Annotated in this window: 16 protein-coding genes and 2 pseudogenes; 8 read left to right on the forward strand and 10 right to left on the reverse strand. The window is 71.1% G+C overall.

The genetic code is table 11. The features are described 5' to 3' along the window. Positions 1-546: pseudogene (locus tag CR470_RS25110) on the forward strand (hypothetical protein); the annotation flags it as partial. Positions 547-591: 45 nt separating this feature from the next. On the opposite strand, the gene CR470_RS25115 reads toward CR470_RS25110, so the two are convergent. Next, entirely contained in the window at positions 592-1,164 is a 573-nt protein-coding gene (locus CR470_RS25115; protein WP_097869808.1) for a TetR/AcrR family transcriptional regulator, read from the reverse strand. 103 nt (positions 1,165-1,267) lie between these two features. On the opposite strand from CR470_RS25115, the gene CR470_RS25120 reads away from it, so the two are divergent. Further along, on the forward strand, positions 1,268-2,197 hold the full coding sequence (locus tag CR470_RS25120) for an alpha/beta hydrolase family protein (RefSeq protein WP_097869809.1): 930 nt from the start codon (positions 1,268-1,270) through the stop codon (positions 2,195-2,197). Positions 2,198-2,461: 264 nt separating this feature from the next. On the opposite strand, the gene CR470_RS25130 is transcribed toward CR470_RS25120, so the two are convergent. Next, positions 2,462-2,932, reverse strand: a complete 471-nt coding sequence (locus CR470_RS25130; protein WP_097869811.1) for a hypothetical protein — start codon at positions 2,930-2,932, stop codon at positions 2,462-2,464. A 159-nt stretch (positions 2,933-3,091) separates the two neighbouring features. Here CR470_RS25130 and CR470_RS25135 point away from each other — a divergent pair, with 159 nt between their 5' ends. Further along, on the forward strand, positions 3,092-3,664 hold the full coding sequence (locus CR470_RS25135; RefSeq protein WP_097869812.1) for a dihydrofolate reductase family protein: 573 nt from the start codon (positions 3,092-3,094) through the stop codon (positions 3,662-3,664). A gap of 182 nt (positions 3,665-3,846) precedes the next feature. On the opposite strand, the gene CR470_RS41350 is transcribed toward CR470_RS25135, so the two are convergent. Beyond that, positions 3,847-5,064: an eCIS core domain-containing protein gene (locus CR470_RS41350; RefSeq protein WP_257138910.1), complete on the reverse strand. Its 1,218-nt coding sequence runs from the start codon at positions 5,062-5,064 to the stop codon at positions 3,847-3,849. Between the two features lie 250 nt (positions 5,065-5,314). Here CR470_RS41350 and CR470_RS25145 point away from each other — a divergent pair, with 250 nt between their 5' ends. Continuing rightward, entirely contained in the window at positions 5,315-5,893 is a 579-nt protein-coding gene (locus CR470_RS25145) for a maltokinase N-terminal cap-like domain-containing protein (RefSeq protein ID WP_097869813.1), read from the forward strand. Positions 5,894-6,034: 141 nt separating this feature from the next. Beyond that, on the forward strand, positions 6,035-6,595 hold the full coding sequence (locus CR470_RS25150) for a hypothetical protein (protein ID WP_097869814.1): 561 nt from the start codon (positions 6,035-6,037) through the stop codon (positions 6,593-6,595). A 149-nt stretch (positions 6,596-6,744) separates the two neighbouring features. On the opposite strand, the gene CR470_RS25155 is transcribed toward CR470_RS25150, so the two are convergent. After that, a complete protein-coding gene (locus tag CR470_RS25155) occupies positions 6,745-7,902 on the reverse strand; it encodes an acyl-CoA dehydrogenase (RefSeq protein ID WP_097869815.1) in 1,158 nt (385 codons plus the stop codon). A gap of 207 nt (positions 7,903-8,109) precedes the next feature. Here CR470_RS25155 and CR470_RS25160 point away from each other — a divergent pair, with 207 nt between their 5' ends. Next, positions 8,110-9,453 (forward strand): UDP-glucose dehydrogenase family protein, encoded by a 1,344-nt coding sequence (locus CR470_RS25160; protein ID WP_097869816.1) that lies wholly within the window; start codon positions 8,110-8,112, stop codon positions 9,451-9,453. 134 nt (positions 9,454-9,587) lie between these two features. On the opposite strand, the gene CR470_RS25165 is transcribed toward CR470_RS25160, so the two are convergent. The 3 genes from CR470_RS25165 to CR470_RS25175 are packed head-to-tail and all read right to left on the reverse strand — an operon-like array spanning position 9,588 to position 12,494. Next, on the reverse strand, positions 9,588-10,787 hold the full coding sequence (locus CR470_RS25165) for a dipeptidase (protein ID WP_097869817.1): 1,200 nt from the start codon (positions 10,785-10,787) through the stop codon (positions 9,588-9,590). A gap of 10 nt (positions 10,788-10,797) precedes the next feature. Next, entirely contained in the window at positions 10,798-11,346 is a 549-nt protein-coding gene (gene purE / locus CR470_RS25170; protein WP_097869818.1) for a 5-(carboxyamino)imidazole ribonucleotide mutase, read from the reverse strand. Beyond that, a complete protein-coding gene (locus CR470_RS25175; protein ID WP_097869819.1) occupies positions 11,343-12,494 on the reverse strand; it encodes a 5-(carboxyamino)imidazole ribonucleotide synthase in 1,152 nt (383 codons plus the stop codon). Before CR470_RS25175 ends, purE begins: the two co-directional genes overlap by 4 nt. Before the next feature lie 177 nt (positions 12,495-12,671). Here CR470_RS25175 and CR470_RS25180 point away from each other — a divergent pair, with 177 nt between their 5' ends. Then, a complete protein-coding gene (locus CR470_RS25180; protein ID WP_097869820.1) occupies positions 12,672-13,193 on the forward strand; it encodes a GtrA family protein in 522 nt (173 codons plus the stop codon). A gap of 66 nt (positions 13,194-13,259) precedes the next feature. Here the strand turns inward: CR470_RS25180 and CR470_RS25185 are convergent, their stop codons facing one another. Together CR470_RS25185 and CR470_RS25190 are read right to left on the reverse strand one after the other, a co-directional pair. Continuing rightward, positions 13,260-14,525, reverse strand: a complete 1,266-nt coding sequence (locus tag CR470_RS25185; protein WP_097869821.1) for an ATP-binding protein — start codon at positions 14,523-14,525, stop codon at positions 13,260-13,262. Between the two features lie 142 nt (positions 14,526-14,667). After that, positions 14,668-15,345, reverse strand: a complete 678-nt coding sequence (locus CR470_RS25190; protein ID WP_097869822.1) for a response regulator transcription factor — start codon at positions 15,343-15,345, stop codon at positions 14,668-14,670. Positions 15,346-15,834: 489 nt separating this feature from the next. Between CR470_RS25190 and CR470_RS25195 the strand changes: the two genes are divergently transcribed. Then, positions 15,835-17,319 (forward strand): oligopeptide:H+ symporter, encoded by a 1,485-nt coding sequence (locus CR470_RS25195; RefSeq protein WP_097869823.1) that lies wholly within the window; start codon positions 15,835-15,837, stop codon positions 17,317-17,319. Between the two features lie 184 nt (positions 17,320-17,503). Here CR470_RS25195 and CR470_RS25200 read toward each other — a convergent pair. Beyond that, positions 17,504-17,694: pseudogene (locus tag CR470_RS25200) on the reverse strand (hypothetical protein); the annotation flags it as partial.

The following is a 17,694-nucleotide window of genomic DNA, read 5'->3' on the forward strand; positions in this document are numbered from 1 at the left end:
ACGCCGGGGCCGGTCGTGGCGCCCGTGGCGCCCGCCCCTGCGCCCACGCCCCCACCTGCGCCCGAGCCCACCCCCGTACCGGAAGAAGCGCACCCGCCGGTCCACGTACCGTCGCGCATCACGCCCAAGCCGCCGCGTCGGCCGCTCCCCCAGCCCCGTGAGCTCACCCCGGAGCTGCACCGGGCCGCCTCCGCGCTGCTCGCCGACCTTCGGCGTCACGCGCCGGAGCTGGTGCTCTCCGAGGACGACATCGAGGAGCTGGTCCCCGGCGCGGCTGCCTGGCTGGAGCGCGGCGCGCTCACCGACGCCATCCGCCACGCTCTGACGACCGAGCTCCCGCAGCCTCCCAAGTACCCGGCGAAGATCGTCAGACACCGCCTCACCGTGCTCCTGCCGCCGCCGCTCCCCGGCGCCCAGGAGCTGACCCCGGTCCGCCGGGCGCCCGTCACCCCCTTCCAGACCTGCGAGGGCTGCGACCGCGCCTTCCGGTCCCCGGACCCGGGCCACTGCCGCGACTGCCGGGCCCAGTACGGGGAGGCGGCGTAGGCGCGCACGCCGACCGTCACGCGGTGGACGCGCGGTCGGGCCTTCTCACCACGCCTGACGACGGCATCCGGCGAGGAGGGTCGCGACCATGCGCCCGGCGTCGGCCCGGTCGTAGTCGGGGCCGGTGATGCAGAGGTTCCCGATGGCGCGCATGAGCGTGTAGCCGGTGACGTCCGGGCTGATCTCCTCGGCGGCGACGCAGGCGTCGAGCAGCGTCGCGCAGGCCGGGACCAGGGTGTCGAGCATGAGGGCGTGGAGGTTCTCCAGCCCCGGATCACCGGACCCCAGGGCCGCACCGAGGCCGTGCTTCGTCACCAGGAACTCGACGAACGCGTCCACCCAGCGGGTCAGGGCGGTGAACGGGGAGGCCGATTCCTCCAGGAGCCGGGGCGCGAGTGCGGCGCAGGTGTCGATCTGGTGCCGGTAGACGGCGGTGACGAGGTCCGCCCGCGTCGGGAAGTTCCGGTAGATCGTGCCGACACCGACGCCGGCGCGTTCGGCGATGTCGCGGATGGGGGCCTGGACGCCCTGGTCCACGAAGACCGCCGCCGCAGCCGCCAGCACACCGTCGCGGGTGCGCTGCGCCTGCGCCTGACGTACTCCGACCGATTCCGGCACGAGACTCTCCCTTTACTCGCGGAACAATGTTCCGCTAAATTGGCGGAACGACGCTCCGCCAAAGTATGGCAGAGCGTCCCCATGGAGAAAGCGCAGGTCCCCCATGCCTTCCAGCCACCTCGGCCTCGGCCGCGACCTCGACCGGCGGATCGTCGCGGTCAAGCCGATCACCGTTCCCGCGCCCGGCCGCAGCGTCGACCTCCAGGTGAAGGTCACCGCCCCCCTGTCGGGCCACGACCTTCCCGTCATCGTGTTCTCCCACGGCAACGCCTGGTCCCTCGACGGATACGAACCCCTCGTCGACCGGTGGGCAGCCGCCGGATTCGTCGTCGTGCAGCCCACCCACCTGGACTCCCGCCGCAACGGCATCGGGTGGGACGACCCGCGCTTCGCCACCATCTGGCGCGTCCGGATCGCCGATCTCCACGCGGTCCTCGACGGCCTCGGCGACATCCTTCGCCAGGCCGGCGGCCTGGAGACCCGCGTCGACCGCGAGCGCATAGCGGTCGTCGGCCACTCCTGGGGCGCCCAGACCGCCGGCGCGCTGCTCGGGGCGCGTGTGCTGGACGCCGACGGCATACCCGGGGAGGACTTCTCCCACGCCGCCGTCTCGGCCGGCGCGCTGATCGCCGCGACCGGGACCGGCGACACGCTCACCCCGTTCGCGGCCGAACACCTTCCGTTCATGAGGCCGGACTACTCCACGATGACCACCCCGGCCCTGGTCGTCGCGGGCGGCAAGGACCGGTCCCAGCTCTCCACCCGGGGGCCGGAGTGGTTCACCGACGCCTACCACCTCAGCCCGTCCCCGAAGGGCCTGCTCACCGTCGCCGAGGGCGAGCACACCCTGGGCGGCCTCGCCGGCGAGATGGCAGCCGAGACCACCGACGAGGATCCCGACCGCGTCGCCCTCGTCGCCGACGCGGTCTCCGCCTACCTCCTCGACGCCCTCAAGCTCGACGCCGCCGCGTGGGCCGCCCTCAACAGCGCCGCCGCGGTCGGCGACGGCGCGTGGAGCGTCGTCGGCAAGTGACGCCATGGCCGCCTGGCGCGGCGGGAAGCCGCGCCGGGGAGCCTTTTGCCGTCCTGGAGCAGCCCCGCGGTCTGCTCCGTCAGCATTCCGGGGCACAGATTCTGCTCGCGCAGCTTCTTGAGCTCCGTCGGCCAGAGGTGGACCGTCGCGGCGACCGCTGCCGCGACAGCGAGCACGGCGGGCAGCACCAGGTACTTCTTGTTCATGGCCACGGCTGTCCCATCCTCTTCTGGGCGCCCGTCTCCCGTAGCACCGGCAGGACGGTCATGACACGGCTCCCTTCGGTTCGAGTTCGGCGAAGTCCTCGTGGAGGGCGTCGAGATGGCGACCGGTCGGTGCGCCGGCAGGGTTCAGCTCCGCCAGGCGCCAGCCGGGCAACTGCGCCTCCACCTCCGCCGGGAGCGACCCGTCCGCCGGGTCCGCCAGCGCGTACAGCACCCCGAACGCAGTCTCCCTGGCGACCTCACGGGCCAGTGCGCCGAGGTCCTCGGGGGTGAGCCCGGCCGCGAGGGCCCGGTCGACGGCGTCGGCCGCCGCCCCGTCGCTGCGGTAGGCGTCCACCCACCGGGGCGCCGCCGTGCCCCAGGCGTCGACGTCCTGCCACACCGTCCGCAGGAGGCGGTAGCGGGCGAGTTGCGGCAGCCCCTCCTCCGCCTCGGACTCGGCCCAGTCGCGGGCGTCGTCATCCGCACCCAGGGCGCTGAAGAGGGCGGTCAGCCTGTCGAGTTCGGTCATGGGGAGGGAGGCTACCGGCCGGGGCCGGGGTGTGGTCGGGGACGGTGCGCGGTGTGGGACCGATGAGTTCTCGCGAGGTGCGCGGTCTGCACTTCCGTAAGACTGAGAGCCGACGCCGGGCACCGACCGGGGCCCGCCACGACACAGCCAGGAGACCTGATGCGCACCCTGATCAGCACTGCCTTCGTTTCGCTCGACGGCGTCATGGAGGCCCCGGGCGGCGAGCCCGGCTACCGGAACTCGGGGTGGACGTTCAAGGACATGGAGTTCCTGCCGGAGGCGTACGCCATCAAGGGCCAGGAGCAGGAGGAGGCCACCGCCCTGCTGCTGGGCCGGGCGAGCTACGAGGCGTTCAGCCCGGTGTGGCCGGGCATGGAGGAGTTCACCGGGTACAAGGCGATGCCGAAGTACGTCGTCTCCACCAAGCTGACCGACGGCGACCTGGTCTCCGACTGGGGCGAGACCACGATCCTGCGGTCGCTCGACGAGGTCGCCGCCCTGAAGGAGACCGAGGGCGGCCCGATCATCGTCCACGGCAGCACCGAACTGAACCGGAACCTCGCGGACGCCGACCTGATCGACCGGTACCACCTGCTCGTCTTCCCGCTCCTGCTCGGCGCGGGCAAGCGCCTGTTCAGCGACACGGACAAGGACGCCCAGAAGCTGAAGCTGGTCGAGCACGAGGCGTACGCCAACGGCATCCAGAAGAACGTCTTCGAGGTCGTCCGCTAGGGCCTGCCCGACCCGAAAGGCCGAGGAGCGGATCGGGGTTGACCGCGCCCGTGGACGTAGCCCCCGGGCGGGAGCACCTTCCGCCGCGCGGGGCGCTGCGGCTTCCGTGGCTCGGGCCCGGCTGGGTCCGGCGGGTGGGTCCGGCAGACGGGCCCGGCCGGTGCCGGCCCCGTCCGTGGCTGTTACGGAAGGTCGTTGAACCGGTACTCACGCCGGTTCCACTGGGGCTGAGGATTCGCCAGTACGGCCTCGCACACATCCGCCACTCGCGACCAGTGGAGAATGATCTCCTTGTTGCCGCGGCCCTCGTCATCGGCGTTCATGAACGCCCCGTCGTACCCGTCCGCCAGGATGGAGTCCATCAGGTAGGGCCCGGCCGGGTAGTTCCTCGCCGCCTTGACCATCGCGGCCTTCTCATCTCCACCGATGCTTCCCTCATCCGCTGTGCGGCCATAGATCTCAAGGAGTTTGAGGGGTTCTGTCAGGGTGATCTGCAGGAGGCTGTTCCCCTCCTCCATGTACCCCACCGAGACGTTGGCCGGCGTGCCCAGGTAGCAGGCCCCCCACTCACCGTTGGTGTGGAAGGTCGCGGCCGCCGCTATCAGTGCCTGGCCGTCCGCCCAATCGCCGCCCTTGAAGGCGACGGTGCCCGCCTCCAGCCTGTGGGTCCGGAACTGGAGGTCTGTCGCCTGCCCCGCTGCCGTCCGCTGCACCGCCGGCTCCGCGGTGGCACGCCGCGCGATGGCCTCCTCGCGGCCATCGGTGAGCAACTGCACGGGAGCCGGACCACGCATCGCCCGCGTCGCGTTGGCCTCGGCTTCGCGTTCGAAACGGTCGGAGGGGTCGGAGACTCTGAGCCCTGATCCGTTGTCAGTTCCGGCGACGGGCCCCTGGCGCTGCTGGATGACGTGGGTGAGTTCGTGGGCGAGGGTGTGCTTGCCGTCGCCGCCGTCGCCGATGACGACGTGGCTGCCACTGGTGTACGCGCGGGCCCCGACTTCGGCGGCCGACGCCTTCGCGGCGGAATCGTTGTGAATGCGGACGTCGGAGAAGTCGGCGCCGAGCCGGTTCTCCATGTCGGTGCGGGTGGCGTCGTCGAGGGGCCGGCCACCGGTGCGCAGGACATCGTGGACGGCGGACCGCTGCACCGCGGGGGCCGCCTGTTCGGACTGCTGGTGGCCACACCCGTCCCCGTGCTGGTGCTGCTCCTGCGCCCCACGATGGGCGGCGTCGCGGAGCATCTGCACGACAGCGGCATTGCCCACGGCGCTCTGCTGGACGAGGTAGCCCTGCGGCGGGGACGAGCCCGGCCGGGCGGGTGGGGCTTCCGCCCGCGTGGTCCCGGAGGTCCGGCGCTGCTTGCCCTCACCCGTTCCTCTCTCTCCGGCCTGCGTCCGCACCGAGAGCCCCTTTCCGTGATCGACGGCCTGAAGTTCCTGGATACAGGGACATGGAGATGCGGCGCCAGGGCTGTGAGGGCAGAGCTCGGCGTCTGATCAGGCAATGCCGAGCGCGTGCCGCCCACTGCCGGGCCGGCCAGCCGCCTCCACCGGGCCGGCCGAACTCCCTGGGCCGAACGCGAGCGTTCTCTATAGGTTCGGACACACCCGTCGCGAGGGCGGGCCCGGACCTACGCATCAGGGAGCCCGCATGGCATCCATCCACCGCACCACCATGTCGCCCACCAAGCTGGAACTCCTCTCCGGCTGGTTGCCGAAGCAGAGCTGGTACGTGGGCTCCGGCGAGACGCCGGACCTGGTCAAGGCCGGAGGGTTCCGGCTGGACGATCCGGCAGGGGAGGTCGGGATCGAGTTCATGGTCGTGGCGGACGCGGCCGGGCAGGAGCCGGTGGCGTATCTGGTGCCGCTGGGCTACCGCGGCGCGGCGCTGGAGGGTGCCTCCGGCGCAACGCTGATCGGCACCTCCGAGCACGGGGTGCTCGGCACCCGGTGGATCTACGACGGCGCCCACGACCCGGTGGTGCTGGCGCAGTTGAGCGCTCTTCTGCGCGGCGAGGCGGAGCCGCAGCAACAGAGCGTGAGCGACACCCCCGACCCGACCGTCGTCGTGCACGGGGCCGGCGCCGACCAGGGGGCCGACATCCGGATCAACCGCGTCCTGCGGGCGTCGGAAGCCGAACAGGGGGCGCCGGGCCGACTCGTCGCCGGATGGACCTGGCCGGACGGAACGGCCGTACGGGGAGAGCTGGCGGCCGTCGCGCCGCGGTAGGGCGGTTCCCACCGGCCGCGGCACGGGGCGGATGGGAGGGGAGACGGTGCATTCATCGTCAACTGCCTGGGCATGACCACGAGTTCAGCCATACCTTGGTCCGACCGGGAATGTCCGCGGCGGGCGAGGACGGAGGGCGGAGTGCAGCAGATCGGGCCCAGGGTCGGAATGCGGCTGATCCATATGACGCACACCGAGCACCGCGCATCGGTCACCTACCACTACTACCGGATCCAGACCGCCTGGGTCGACCGGCCGCCCGAGGGCGTCCGAACCGGGTATCTGCGGTGTGCCACCTGTGGTGACATGGTCGCCTTCCGGTTGCGCAGTCGGGCACGCGCCAAGGCGCGCCAGCGGCTGTGGCTTGCCATCGGGCTCATCGCGACGGCCGCACTCGCGATACTCATCACGCTCACGGCGAGGATGATCAGCAGCGGCTCGGGGGGCGAATCCCGGACTCTCGTGCCCGCTGCCCTCGCGGTGGCCGCACTGATTCTGTCGGTCATCCTCTTCCCCAGTGAGGACGGAGTGACACTGGCCCGTTCCCGGAACAGTGGCCCGCACGGCTTCAAGCCGATGAAAATGCGCGTCGCGTGGTCCAGGCCGTCCGCGACCGACCGGCCTGTCCGCGCGGAGATCGTCTTCCACGACTCGGACCCACGCGACGACGGCGATCCGGAGAGGGACGCGCTCGCCCCCTGAGTTTCCCCCGCACGCCGGCGGACCATCACGGAGACCGACGACACGACTGCCCCCGGCGGGGCCGCCGGGGGCAGTCGTGCGGCGTGCTGTTCAGCGGCCTTCCCAGGTCGTCGGCGCCCTCAGGGCGGCTCCGGCCCGCGAGATCCCTGCTACGGCAGGTTCCTGGCCATCACGATCCGCTGGACCTGGTTCGTGCCCTCGTAGATCTGGGTGATCTTGGCGTCGCGCATCATGCGCTCGACCGGGTAGTCCCGCGTGTAGCCGTAGCCGCCGAGCAGCTGCACGGCATCCGTGGTGACCTCCATGGCGACGTCGGAGGCGAAGCACTTGGCCGCGGCGCCGAAGAACGTGAGGTCGCCGTCGACGCGCTGGGACTTGGCGGCGGCCGAGTAGGTGAGCTGGCGGGCCGCCTCCAGCTTCATCGCCATGTCGGCGAGCATGAACTGGATGCCCTGGAAGTCCGCGATCGGCTTGCCGAACTGCTTGCGCTCCTGGACGTACCCCTTGGCGTAGTCCAGCGCGCCCTGGGCGATGCCGATGGCCTGGGCCGCGATGGTGACGCGGGTGTGGTCCAGGGTCTTCATCGCGGTGGCGAAGCCGGTGCCCTCCTCGCCGATCATCCGGTCGGCGGGGATGCGCACGTTGTCGAGGTAGACCTCGCGGGTCGGGGAGCCCTTGATGCCGAGCTTCTTCTCCGGGGCGCCGAAGGAGACGCCCTCGTCGGACTTCTCGACGACGAACGCGGAGATGCCCTTGGAGCGCTTGGTCGGGTCGGTGACGGCCATGACCGTGTAGAACTCGGAGACACCCGCGTTGGTGATCCAGCGCTTCACGCCGTTGAGGACCCAGAAGTCGCCGTCGCGCACGGCCTTCGTCTTCATGCCCGCCGCGTCGGAGCCGGCGTCCGGCTCGGAGAGGGCGTACGAGAACATCGCGTCGCCCTTGGCGAGCGGGCCCAGGTACTTGCGCTTCAGCTCCTCGGAGCCGGAGAGGATCACCGGGAGCGAGCCGAGCTTGTTGACGGCCGGGATGAGGGAGGAGGAGGCGCAGGCGCGGGCCACCTCCTCGATCACGATGACCGTGGCGAGCGCGTCGGCGCCTGCGCCGCCGTACTCCTCCGGGACGTGGACGGCGTGCAGGTCCGAGGCGACCAGGGCGTCCAGCGCCTCCTGCGGGAAGCGGCTCTCCTCGTCGACCGCGGCGGCGAAGGGGGCGATCTTCGTCTCGGCGAGCGCGCGGATGGTCTCGCGGAGCATGTCGTGCTCCTCGGCCGGACGGTACAGGTCGAAATCGGTCGAACCCGCCAAGACGCTCACTCCCCAGATGCTAACTACCGTTAAGTAACTCAATTTTAGTGCGCCTGCCGCCCGAAGGCATACGTGCCGCGTACGTGAGCTTCCCGACAGGGGTGGGACATATCCGGCGCAGCGGACAGATAGAGCGGTGAATTCCGGCCTACAGGTCCCCGACTATGCTCGGTCCGCACGTCCGTCCGTATCTTCCAGGAGCACTCCATGGCCCTCAGGATCACTGTGATCGGCACCGGCTATCTCGGCGCCACCCATGCTGCGGCCATGGCCGAGCTGGGCTTCGAGGTCCTGGGGCTCGATGTCGTACCGGAGAAGATCGAGCTGCTCTCCACCGGCCGCGTGCCGATGTACGAGCCGGGCCTGGAGGAAATGCTCCAGCGGCACGTCGCCGGTATCGAGGGATCCACCGGGCGGCTGCGCTTCACCACCTCCTGGGAGGAGGTCGGGGAGTTCGGCGACGTCCACTTCGTCTGTGTGAACACCCCGCAGAAGCACGGCGAGTACGCCTGCGACATGAGCTACGTCGACAGCGCCTTCGATTCGCTGGCCCCGCACCTGACCCGGCCCGCCCTGGTCGTCGGCAAGTCGACCGTCCCGGTGGGCTCCGCCGCCCGCCTCGCGGTCCGCCTCGCCGAGCTGGCTCCGGCGGGCGCCGACGTCGAGCTGGCCTGGAACCCGGAGTTCCTCCGCGAGGGCTTCGCCGTGAACGACACCCTGCACCCCGACCGGATCGTCGTCGGGGTCGCGAGCGACGGGGCCGAGAAGCTCCTGCGCGAGGTGTACGCCGTGCCGGTCGCGGAGGGCTCGCCGTTCGTGGTGACCGACTTCCCGACCGCCGAGCTGGTGAAGACCTCCGCCAACTCCTTCCTGGCCACCAAGATCTCCTTCATCAACGCGATGGCCGAGGTGTGCGAGGCCGCCGACGGGGACGTCGTGAAGCTCGCGGAGGCCATCGGGCACGACGAACGCATCGGGAAGAAGTTCCTGCGGGCCGGGATCGGCTTCGGCGGCGGCTGCCTGCCCAAGGACATCCGCGCCTTCATGGCACGCGCCGGCGAGCTGGGCGCGGACCAGGCGCTCACCTTCCTCCGCGAGGTCGACTCCATCAACATGCGCCGCCGCGGCCACATGGTGGAGCTGGCCCGGGAGGCGGTGGGCGGCGACTCGTTCCTCGGCAAGCGGGTGGCGGTGCTGGGCGCCGCGTTCAAGCCCGACTCCGACGACGTACGCGACTCCCCCGCGCTCAACGTCGCCGGGCAGATCCACCTCCAGGGTGGCCAGGTGACCGTGTTCGACCCGAAGGGGATGGACAACGCCCGGCGGCTGTTCCCGACGCTCGGCTACGCCGCCTCCGCGCTGGAGGCGGTGCGCGGGGCGGACGTGGTGCTGCACCTGACGGAGTGGCGCGAGTTCCGCGAGCTGGACCCGGCGGAGCTGGGCGAGGTGGCCGCCCGCCGGATCATCCTGGACGGCCGCAACGCCCTGGACAGTGCGGTGTGGCGCGAGGCCGGCTGGACGTACCGGGCGATGGGCCGCCCGAAGGCCTGAAGGCCGGCGCCGCACGGGCGAGCGCTTCGGGGGCGCTCGCCCTCGGTCCGGGCGGACCGTACGCGGCGGTGGGCGCGGAGACCTTGCGGCGTCAGCCGTGCGGGCCATCCCAGAGCCGTGACCCCCACCCGGCGTCAGCCGAGCGGGCCGTCCAGCTCCGTGATCGTCGCGTGGGACGGGCCGCGCCCGCTCTGCTCGTCGCGGGCGACGGCTTCCGCGTCGCGCAGCACCCGTACGGAGTTCTGCCAGGTCAGCTTGGCGAGGTCGCCCTCGGACCAGCCGCGCCGCAGCAGTTCGGCGATGAGGTTCGGGTAGCCGGAGACGTCCTCCAGGCCGCGCGGGGTGAACGCCGTGCCGTCGTAGTCGCCGCCGATGCCGATGTGGTCGACGCCCGCGACCGCGCGCATGTGGTCGAGGTGGTCCGCGATGGTCGACGCGGTGGCCTCGGGGCGCGGGTTGGCCGCCTCGAAGTCCTCGTGGATGCGCATCGCGGCCGGGGTGGTGTCGAGGTGGTGCAGGCCGTGCTCGCGCATGTTGCGGTCGGCGGCCAGGGTCCAGGCGACGGCCTCGGGCAGCACGAACTTCGGGACGAAGGTCGCCATCGCGACGCCGCCGTTGGCCGGGAGGGCCGCGAGCACGTCGTCGGGGATGTTGCGCGGGTGGTCGCAGACGGCTCGGGCCGAGGAGTGCGAGAAGATCACCGGCGCGGTGCTGGTGGCGAGCGCGTCGCGCATGACGCCGTCCGCGACGTGCGAGAGGTCGACCAGCATGCCGACGCGGTTCATCTCGCGGACGACCTCGTGGCCGAAGGCGGTGAGGCCGCCGAGGCGCGGCAGGTCCGTCGCGCTGTCGGCCCAGTCGATGTTGTCGTTGTGGGTGAGCGTCATGTAGCGGACGCCCAGGTCGTACAGGGCGCGCAGGGTGCCCAGCGAATTGTTGATGGAGTGGCCGCCCTCGGCGCCCATCAGGGAGGCGATACGGCCCTCGGCGCGGGCCTTCTCCAGGTCGTCGGCGGTGAGCGCCCGCCGCAGGTGCGTCGGATAGCGGGCGATCAGCTCGCCGACGACGTCGATCTGCTCCAGGGTGGCGCTGACGGCCGCGTCGCCGGTCAGGTCGGTGCGGACGTACACCGACCAGAACTGGCCGCCGACCCCGCCGGCCCGCAGCCTGCTCAGGTCGGTGTGGAGCAGGCCGCGCTGGTCGGCGGCGATGTCCCGGGCGTCGAGGTCGTAGCCGACCTGTTCGCGCAGGGCCCAAGGGAGGTCGTTGTGGCCGTCGACGACGGGGTGGGCGGCGAGGAGCTCGCGGGCCCGCTCCAGATAGGCGTCGTTCATGTGCCGCCCCCTACTTTCCGAAGCCGAAGGAGTCCGCGCCCTGGACCTTGGCGCGCAGACGTTTGCCCTTCTCGGTGGCCTGGTCGTTCAGCTCCTGCTGGAACTCCCGCATCCGGTCCTGGAGCGCGGAGTCGTGCGCGGCGAGGATCCGGGCGGCCAGCAGCCCGGCGTTGCGCGCGCCGCCGACGGAGACGGTGGCGACGGGGACCCCGGCCGGCATCTGGACGATGGAGAGCAGGCTGTCCATGCCGTCCAGGTACTTCAGCGGCACCGGCACGCCGATGACCGGCAGCGGGGTGACGGACGCCAGCATGCCGGGCAGATGGGCGGCGCCGCCCGCGCCCGCGACGATCGCCTTCAGGCCGCGGCCCGCGGCCCGCTCGCCGTACGCGATCATCTCGTGCGGCATGCGGTGGGCGGAGACGACATCGACCTCGTAGGGGATCTCGAACTCGTCGAGCGCCTTGGCGGCGGCCTCCATGACGGGCCAGTCGGAGTCCGAGCCCATGACGATGCCTACGAGTGGGGCGGCGGGGGATCCGGTGCCGGGGGAAGTCATTCGGTGATCGTTCCTCGCAGGTAGTCGGCCGCGTGCCGGGCGCGCTCCCGCACGTCCGCCAGGTCGTCGCCGTAGGTGTTGACGTGGCCGACCTTGCGGCCGGGCTTCACGTCCTTGCCGTACATGTGGATCTTGAGCTGCGGGTCGCGGGCCATGCAGTGCAGATACGCCTGGTACATGTCCGGGTAGTCGCCGCCCAGGACGTTGCACATGACCGTCCAGGGGGCGCGCGGGCGCGGGTCGCCGAGGGGGAGGTCGAGGACCGCCCGTACGTGGTTGGCGAACTGGGAGGTGATCGCGCCGTCCTGGGTCCAGTGGCCCGAGTTGTGCGGGCGCATCGCCAGCTCGTTGACCAGGATGCCGGGCTTCCCGTCGGGTCCACGCGTCTCGAACAGCTCGACCGCGAGGTGTCCGACGACGCCCAGCTCGGCGGCGATGCGCAGCGCGAGCTGCTGGGCCTCGCCGGCCAACGCCTCGTCCAGCTCGGGGGCGGGGGCGATCACCGTGTCGCAGACGCCGTCGACCTGGATGGACTCGACGACCGGGTAGGCGACGGCCTGGCCGTGCGGCGAGCGGACGATGTTGGCCGCCAGCTCCCGTACGAAGTCGACCTTCTCCTCCGCGAGGACCGGGACCCCGGCGCGGAACGGGTCGGCGGCGTCCGCCTCGGAGCGGACCACCCACACGCCCTTGCCGTCGTAGCCGCCGCGCACGGTCTTGAGGATGACGGGGAAGCCGCCGACCTCCTCGGCGAACGCGGCGGCGTCGGCCGGGTCGCTCACGATGCGGTTACGGGGACAGGGGGCGCCGATCTCCGCGAGCCTGGCGCGCATCACCCCCTTGTCCTGGGCGTGCACCAGGGCATCGGGGCCGGGGCGCACGGGGATGCCGTCCGCCTCCAGGGCCCGCAGATGCTCGGTCGGCACGTGCTCGTGATCGAAGGTGATCACGTCGCAGCCGCGCGCGAAGGCGCGCAGCGTGTCCAGGTCGCGATAGTCGCCGATGACGACCTCGCTCACCACCTGGGCCGCCGAGTCCTGGGGGGTGTCACTGAGCAGCTTGAATTTCAGGCCGAGGGGGATGCCCGCCTCGTGGGTCATGCGGGCGAGCTGACCGCCGCCGACCATGCCGACTACCGGGAACGTCACGTCTCCAGGGTATCCGCCACGCCGGTGGTTCCCGGACGGCCGTACGGATGCGGTCCGGCCACCGCCCCCGCGGACTCACGGGCGTCACACGCGCGGGCTGGTTAGCATGGCGGAGTTGACGTGCTTGCGTCGACACGTCTTCCAGACGCCTTCCGACGGACGGGGCCAGCGATCACCATGAGCGAACGGGGCGCACTGCGGGCCCGGCTTGAGCTGCTGGCCCGGGAGGTCGCCAAGTTCGGCGCGGTCGGCGCTTTCGGCCTGCTGGTCAATATCGCGGTCTTCAACCTGCTGCGCCACACGACGGACCTCCAGGTGGTCCGGGCGAGTGTGGTGGCGACGTTCGTCGCGATCCTCTTCAACTACGTGGGCTTCCGCTACTGGACCTACCGGGACCGCGACAAGACCGGCCGGACCCGTGAGCTGGCCCTCTTCCTGCTGTTCAGCGCGGCGGGCGCGGTGATCGAGACCGGCGTGCTGTACCTGGCGACGTACGGCTTCGGCTGGAACACCCCGGTCCAGAGCAATGTCTTCAAGATCGTCGGCATCGGGGTCGCCACCCTGTTCCGCTTCTGGTCCTACCGGACCTGGGTCTTCAAGACCCTGCCCGCCAAGGAGGCCGTGCTGAGCGCGGAACGGTTTCTGGAGCAGCGCAGGCCGACGGAAGAACGGGTAGCACCCGACCCCGTACGGAACTGACGCGCCGCGCCCGTCGTTGTTCAGCGCACCGGGCGCTCAGGTCCGGTGGCGCAGCGGATCCGTCGTTCAGCGCACCGGGCGCTCAGGAGTCCTGCGTTCGACCGGGACCCGGCTGAGGAAGAGCGCGAAGACCGCCGGGTGCTGCTGGAGCAGCTCCAGCCGGCCGCCGTCCGCCTCCGAGAGATCGCGGGCCACGGCCAGGCCGATGCCGGTGGAGTTGCGGCCACTGATGGTCCGCTCGAAGATCCGCGCCCCCAGTTCGGCGGGGACGCCGGGGCCCTCGTCGGTGACCTCGATGACCGCCTGGTTGCCGGTGACCCGGGTGCGCAGGGCGACGGTGCCGCCGCCGTGCATGAGGGAGTTCTCGATCAGCGCCGCCAGGACCTGGGCGACCGCTCCCGGGGTGCCGACGGCCCGCAGCCCGTGCTTGCCGGAGCAGACCAGTGCGCGGCCGGCGCTGCGGTAGGCGGGGCGCCACTCCTCGATCTGCTGCTTGACGATCTCGTCGAGGTCGAAGACGACGGCGGAGCCGGTGCGCGGGTCGCGGGAGTTCGTCAGGAGCCGCTCGACGACGTCGGTGAGGCGCTCGACCTGGGTGAGGGCGATGTTCGCCTCCTCCTTCACCGTGTCGGGGTCGTCGGTGACCGAGATCTCCTCGATCCGCATGGAGAGCGCGGTCAGCGGCGTCCGCAGCTGGTGTGAGGCGTCCGCGGCCAGCCGGCGTTCGGCGGTCAGCATCCGGGCGATGCGCTCGGCCGAGGAGTCCAGGACGTCGGCGACCCGGTCCAGCTCGGGCACCCCGTACCGCTTGTGGCGCGGGCGGGGGTCCCCGGAGCCGAGGCGTTCGGCGGTCTCGGCGAGGTCGGTGAGCGGGGAGGTCAGCCGGTTCGCCTGGCGTACGGCGAGCAGCACGGCCGAGACGATCGCGAGCAGCGCCACCGCACCGATGATCAGGAGCGTGCGCCCGACCTCGCGGGTGACGGCCGAGCGGGACTCCTCGACGGTGACCCTCTCGCCCTGCTCCCCGGTCTCGACGGCGCGCAGGACGCTGCCGACGGGGCGCTCGCCGACGGCGATGGGCTCGCGGCCGGGGATCTCGACCAGCGCGTACCGCTTGGGGTCGATCTGCTCGGCCAGCACCCCGGGGTTGATCCGCTCCGCGCCCAGCAGCCGGCTGTCGACCACGCTGATCAGCCGGAGCGCCTCGGACTCGACGCTCTCCTGGGCGCTCGCGCTGATGGTGCGCGTCTCCACGATCACCAGCGAGACGCCGAAGACGGCGATGACGACGAGCACCACGGCGAGCGTGGAGTTGATCAGCCGACGGCGCATACCCGCCTCATCAGGCCGTCGGGACGCACGTGGCCACCCGCGTCGGAGCGGACTCCGGGGCGGTCTCCGGAGGAGTCGTCTCCGGGGCGGTCTCCGAAGCGGTCTCCGGGGCGGTCTTCAGGATGCATGCGTGCTTCGTACGTCAGCTCTTCTCGAACCGGAAGCCGACGCCCCGGACGGTGGCGATGTAGCGCGGATTGGCGGCGTCGTCGCCGAGCTTCTTGCGCAGCCAGGAGATGTGCATGTCGAGGGTCTTGGTGGAGGACCACCAGGTGGTGTCCCAGACCTCGCGCATCAGCTGGTCGCGGGTGACGACCCGGCCGGCGTCCCGGACCAGGACCCGCAGCAGGTCGAACTCCTTGGCGGTGAGCTGGAGTTCCTCGTCGCCCATCCAGGCCCGGTGCGATTCGACGTCGATCCTGACCCCGTGGGTGGCGGGCGGCGGGACGGGCTCGGAGGCCCCACGGCGCAACAGGGCGCGGACCCGGGCGAGCAGCTCGGCGAGCCGGAACGGCTTGGTGACGTAGTCGTCGGCGCCCGCGTCCAGACCGACGACCGTGTCGACCTCGTCGGCGCGGGCCGTCAGCACCAGGATCGGAATGGTGTGGCCGCCGGCCCGGAGCCTGCGGGCGACTTCGAGACCGTCCATCCCGGGCAGCCCCAGGTCGAGGACGACCAGGTCGATACCGCCCTGGAGTCCGGCGTCGAGCGCGGTCGGACCGTCCTGGCGGACCTCGACCTCGTAGCCCTCCCGACGCAGTGCGCGGGCCAGTGGCTCCGAGATGGATGCGTCGTCCTCGGCGAGCAGTACACGGGTCATGGACTGATGGTAGTCCGGACGGGGTGCCCGGAGTGAGGCCCACGACGTCACCTGCGGGTCAGCGCCACAAAGCGGACGGTGACCTTTGAATATGGGAGTGTGGTTCCACCAGGACCTGTGATCCATCTCTCAAGTCCTTCCATATGCCGCTGTGTCATGTCGTATGGTGTCCCAACGCCTGTTGCACTACTCAAGGACCTTTGGGCAGCCATGAGCGCCAAGGGTCCCTTCTGTGTGCGGGGCCGGTTCCCGCCGGCTCCTACGAGTGAATGACCTGTGAGCCGGGCCCGGAGCGTGAGGACGCGCGACGGGCGTGGATCCCGACGCGGTTCTTCCCCGCTCCGCCGCCGTATCTCCGTCAGGAGCCCGGCCGCACGGAGCACGTCCCCCTCAGGCGTGGGGATGGGGTACGCCGCGCCGGTGCCGGCTGCCCCCCACCGGGCGCGTACAGCTCACGAGGCGTCGCGTCCCGACCAGCAAGGATCGACCATGGCGTCCAGCCTGACGAAGGACTCGCCCAGTTCCGGTGAGAAGACCTTCTTCGGCCACCCCCGCGGCCTGGCCACTCTCTTCATGACCGAGATGTGGGAGCGCTTCAGCTACTACGGCATGCGGGCACTGCTCCCGCTCTACCTGATCGCGCCCGGCGGCCTCGACATGAAGCCCGCCACGGCGACCGCGATCTACTCGGTCTACCTGTCGCTGGTGTACCTGCTCGCCATGCCCGGCGGCTGGTTCGGCGACCGGGTCTGGGGTCCGCGCAAGACCGTCGCCATCGCCGGCGGAATCATCATGCTCGGCCACCTGACCCTGGCCCTGCCCTCCGAAGGCACGTTCTTCGCCGGCCTCGGGCTCGTGGCCATAGGCTCCGGGCTGCTGAAGTCCAACATCTCGACGATGGTCGGCCACCTCTACGACGGCCCGGACGACCCGCGCCGCGACGGTGGCTTCACGATCTTCTACATGGGCATCAACATGGGTGCCTTCGCGGCGCCGCTGATCATCGGCACCGTCGGCGAGAACGTCAACTGGCACCTCGGCTTCGCCCTCGCCGCCCTCGGCATGGGCCTCGGCGTGCTCCAGTTCCTGTTCGGCACCCGCCACCTGAACGAGCGCAGCCTCGTCGTCCCGAAGCCGCTCTCCAAGGACGAGCGCGCCTCCACGCTGCGCAAGTCGATGATCTGGCTCGGCGTCGCGGCCGTCTTCTACATCGGCACGGTCGTCACCGGCGTCTACACGCTGAACTGGCTGCTGGTCCCGATCACCCTCGCGGGTCTCGTCATCCCGGTGATGGTCCTGGTGCGCATCAAGCGCGACAAGGAGCTCAGCGCCACCGAGCAGTCGAAGATGTCCGGCTACATCTGGTTCTTCGTGGCCGCCGCCATCTTCTGGATGATCTACGACCAGGGCGGCTCGACGCTCGCGATCTTCGCCGAGTCCTCGGCCGAGAACAGCGTCTTCGGCTGGGACTTCCCGGTCTCCTGGTACCAGTCGGTCAACCCGGTCCTGATCATGGCCCTCGCCCCGGTCTTCGCCGCCTTCTGGCTGGCGCTGAACCGGCGCGGCAAGGAACCGAGCACGATCGTCAAGTTCAGCTCCGGCCTCGTTCTGATCGGCGCCTCGTTCTTCGTCTTCCTGATGCCGCTGACCATCGCGGGTGACGGCCACAAGGCCGCCGCGATGTGGCTGGTCGCGATCTACTTCATCCAGACCGTCGCCGAGCTGACGCTCTCGCCGGTCGGCCTCTCCGTCACGACGAAGATGGCTCCGGCGAAGTACGCGAGCCAGATGATGGGTGTCTGGTTCCTCGCCGTCACTGCTGGCGACTGCACCACCGGCCTGCTCTCGCTGGCCGGTGTGGAGCTGAACGGCACCGGGGTGGTCGCCCTGGAGGCGACGCTCGCCGTGGCGGCCGGTATCGCGATCTTCATGTATCGCGGCAAGGTCAAGCAGCTCATGGGCAACGTCCGCTGACGGTCGCCCCGTAGCTCAGCACGACGTACGTACGGCCAGGGGCCGCCGCACCGGAGTCCGGTGCGGCGGCCCTTCGTCGTACCGTGCTCGTGCCCCGGCCCGCGCTTCGGCTTGTGCCGTGGGTCGTTCGCGGCGTGTGCCGTGACTGCCGGAGCCTCGTGGGGCCCGCTCGGGCCCGGGGTGGTCAGCGTGTGCCGCGCAGCCTCCGCCACGGGGTGAACGTGAACACCGCGCCGCCCAGCAGGACCGCCGTGCCGGCGACCAGGCCGAGCGCCCTCAGCGCACCGTCGTCCTCGGCCCCGGTGGCGGCCAGGCCGCCGCCGGAGTCCGTGCCGCCGCCGGACGCCGCGGCTCCGCCGGAGCTGTCTCTTATAC

The organism is Streptomyces sp. rh34 (genome assembly GCF_002551245.1).
In the GTDB taxonomy this organism is placed as follows: domain Bacteria; phylum Actinomycetota; class Actinomycetes; order Streptomycetales; family Streptomycetaceae; genus Streptomyces.

Coding starts and splice junctions, on each gene's coding strand:
- CR470_RS25120 (WP_097869809.1), top strand. CDS start 1,268: ATGCCTTCCAGCCACCTCGGCCTCGGCCGCGACCTCGACCGGCGGATC.
- CR470_RS25130 (WP_097869811.1), bottom strand. CDS start 2,932: ATGACCGAACTCGACAGGCTGACCGCCCTCTTCAGCGCCCTGGGTGCG.
- CR470_RS25135 (WP_097869812.1), top strand. CDS start 3,092: ATGCGCACCCTGATCAGCACTGCCTTCGTTTCGCTCGACGGCGTCATG.
- CR470_RS25145 (WP_097869813.1), top strand. CDS start 5,315: ATGGCATCCATCCACCGCACCACCATGTCGCCCACCAAGCTGGAACTC.
- CR470_RS25160 (WP_097869816.1), top strand. CDS start 8,110: ATGGCCCTCAGGATCACTGTGATCGGCACCGGCTATCTCGGCGCCACC.
- CR470_RS25165 (WP_097869817.1), bottom strand. CDS start 10,787: ATGAACGACGCCTATCTGGAGCGGGCCCGCGAGCTCCTCGCCGCCCAC.
- purE (WP_097869818.1), bottom strand. CDS start 11,346: ATGACTTCCCCCGGCACCGGATCCCCCGCCGCCCCACTCGTAGGCATC.
- CR470_RS25180 (WP_097869820.1), top strand. CDS start 12,672: ATGAGCGAACGGGGCGCACTGCGGGCCCGGCTTGAGCTGCTGGCCCGG.
- CR470_RS25185 (WP_097869821.1), bottom strand. CDS start 14,525: ATGCGCCGTCGGCTGATCAACTCCACGCTCGCCGTGGTGCTCGTCGTC.
- CR470_RS25190 (WP_097869822.1), bottom strand. CDS start 15,345: ATGACCCGTGTACTGCTCGCCGAGGACGACGCATCCATCTCGGAGCCA.
- CR470_RS25195 (WP_097869823.1), top strand. CDS start 15,835: ATGGCGTCCAGCCTGACGAAGGACTCGCCCAGTTCCGGTGAGAAGACC.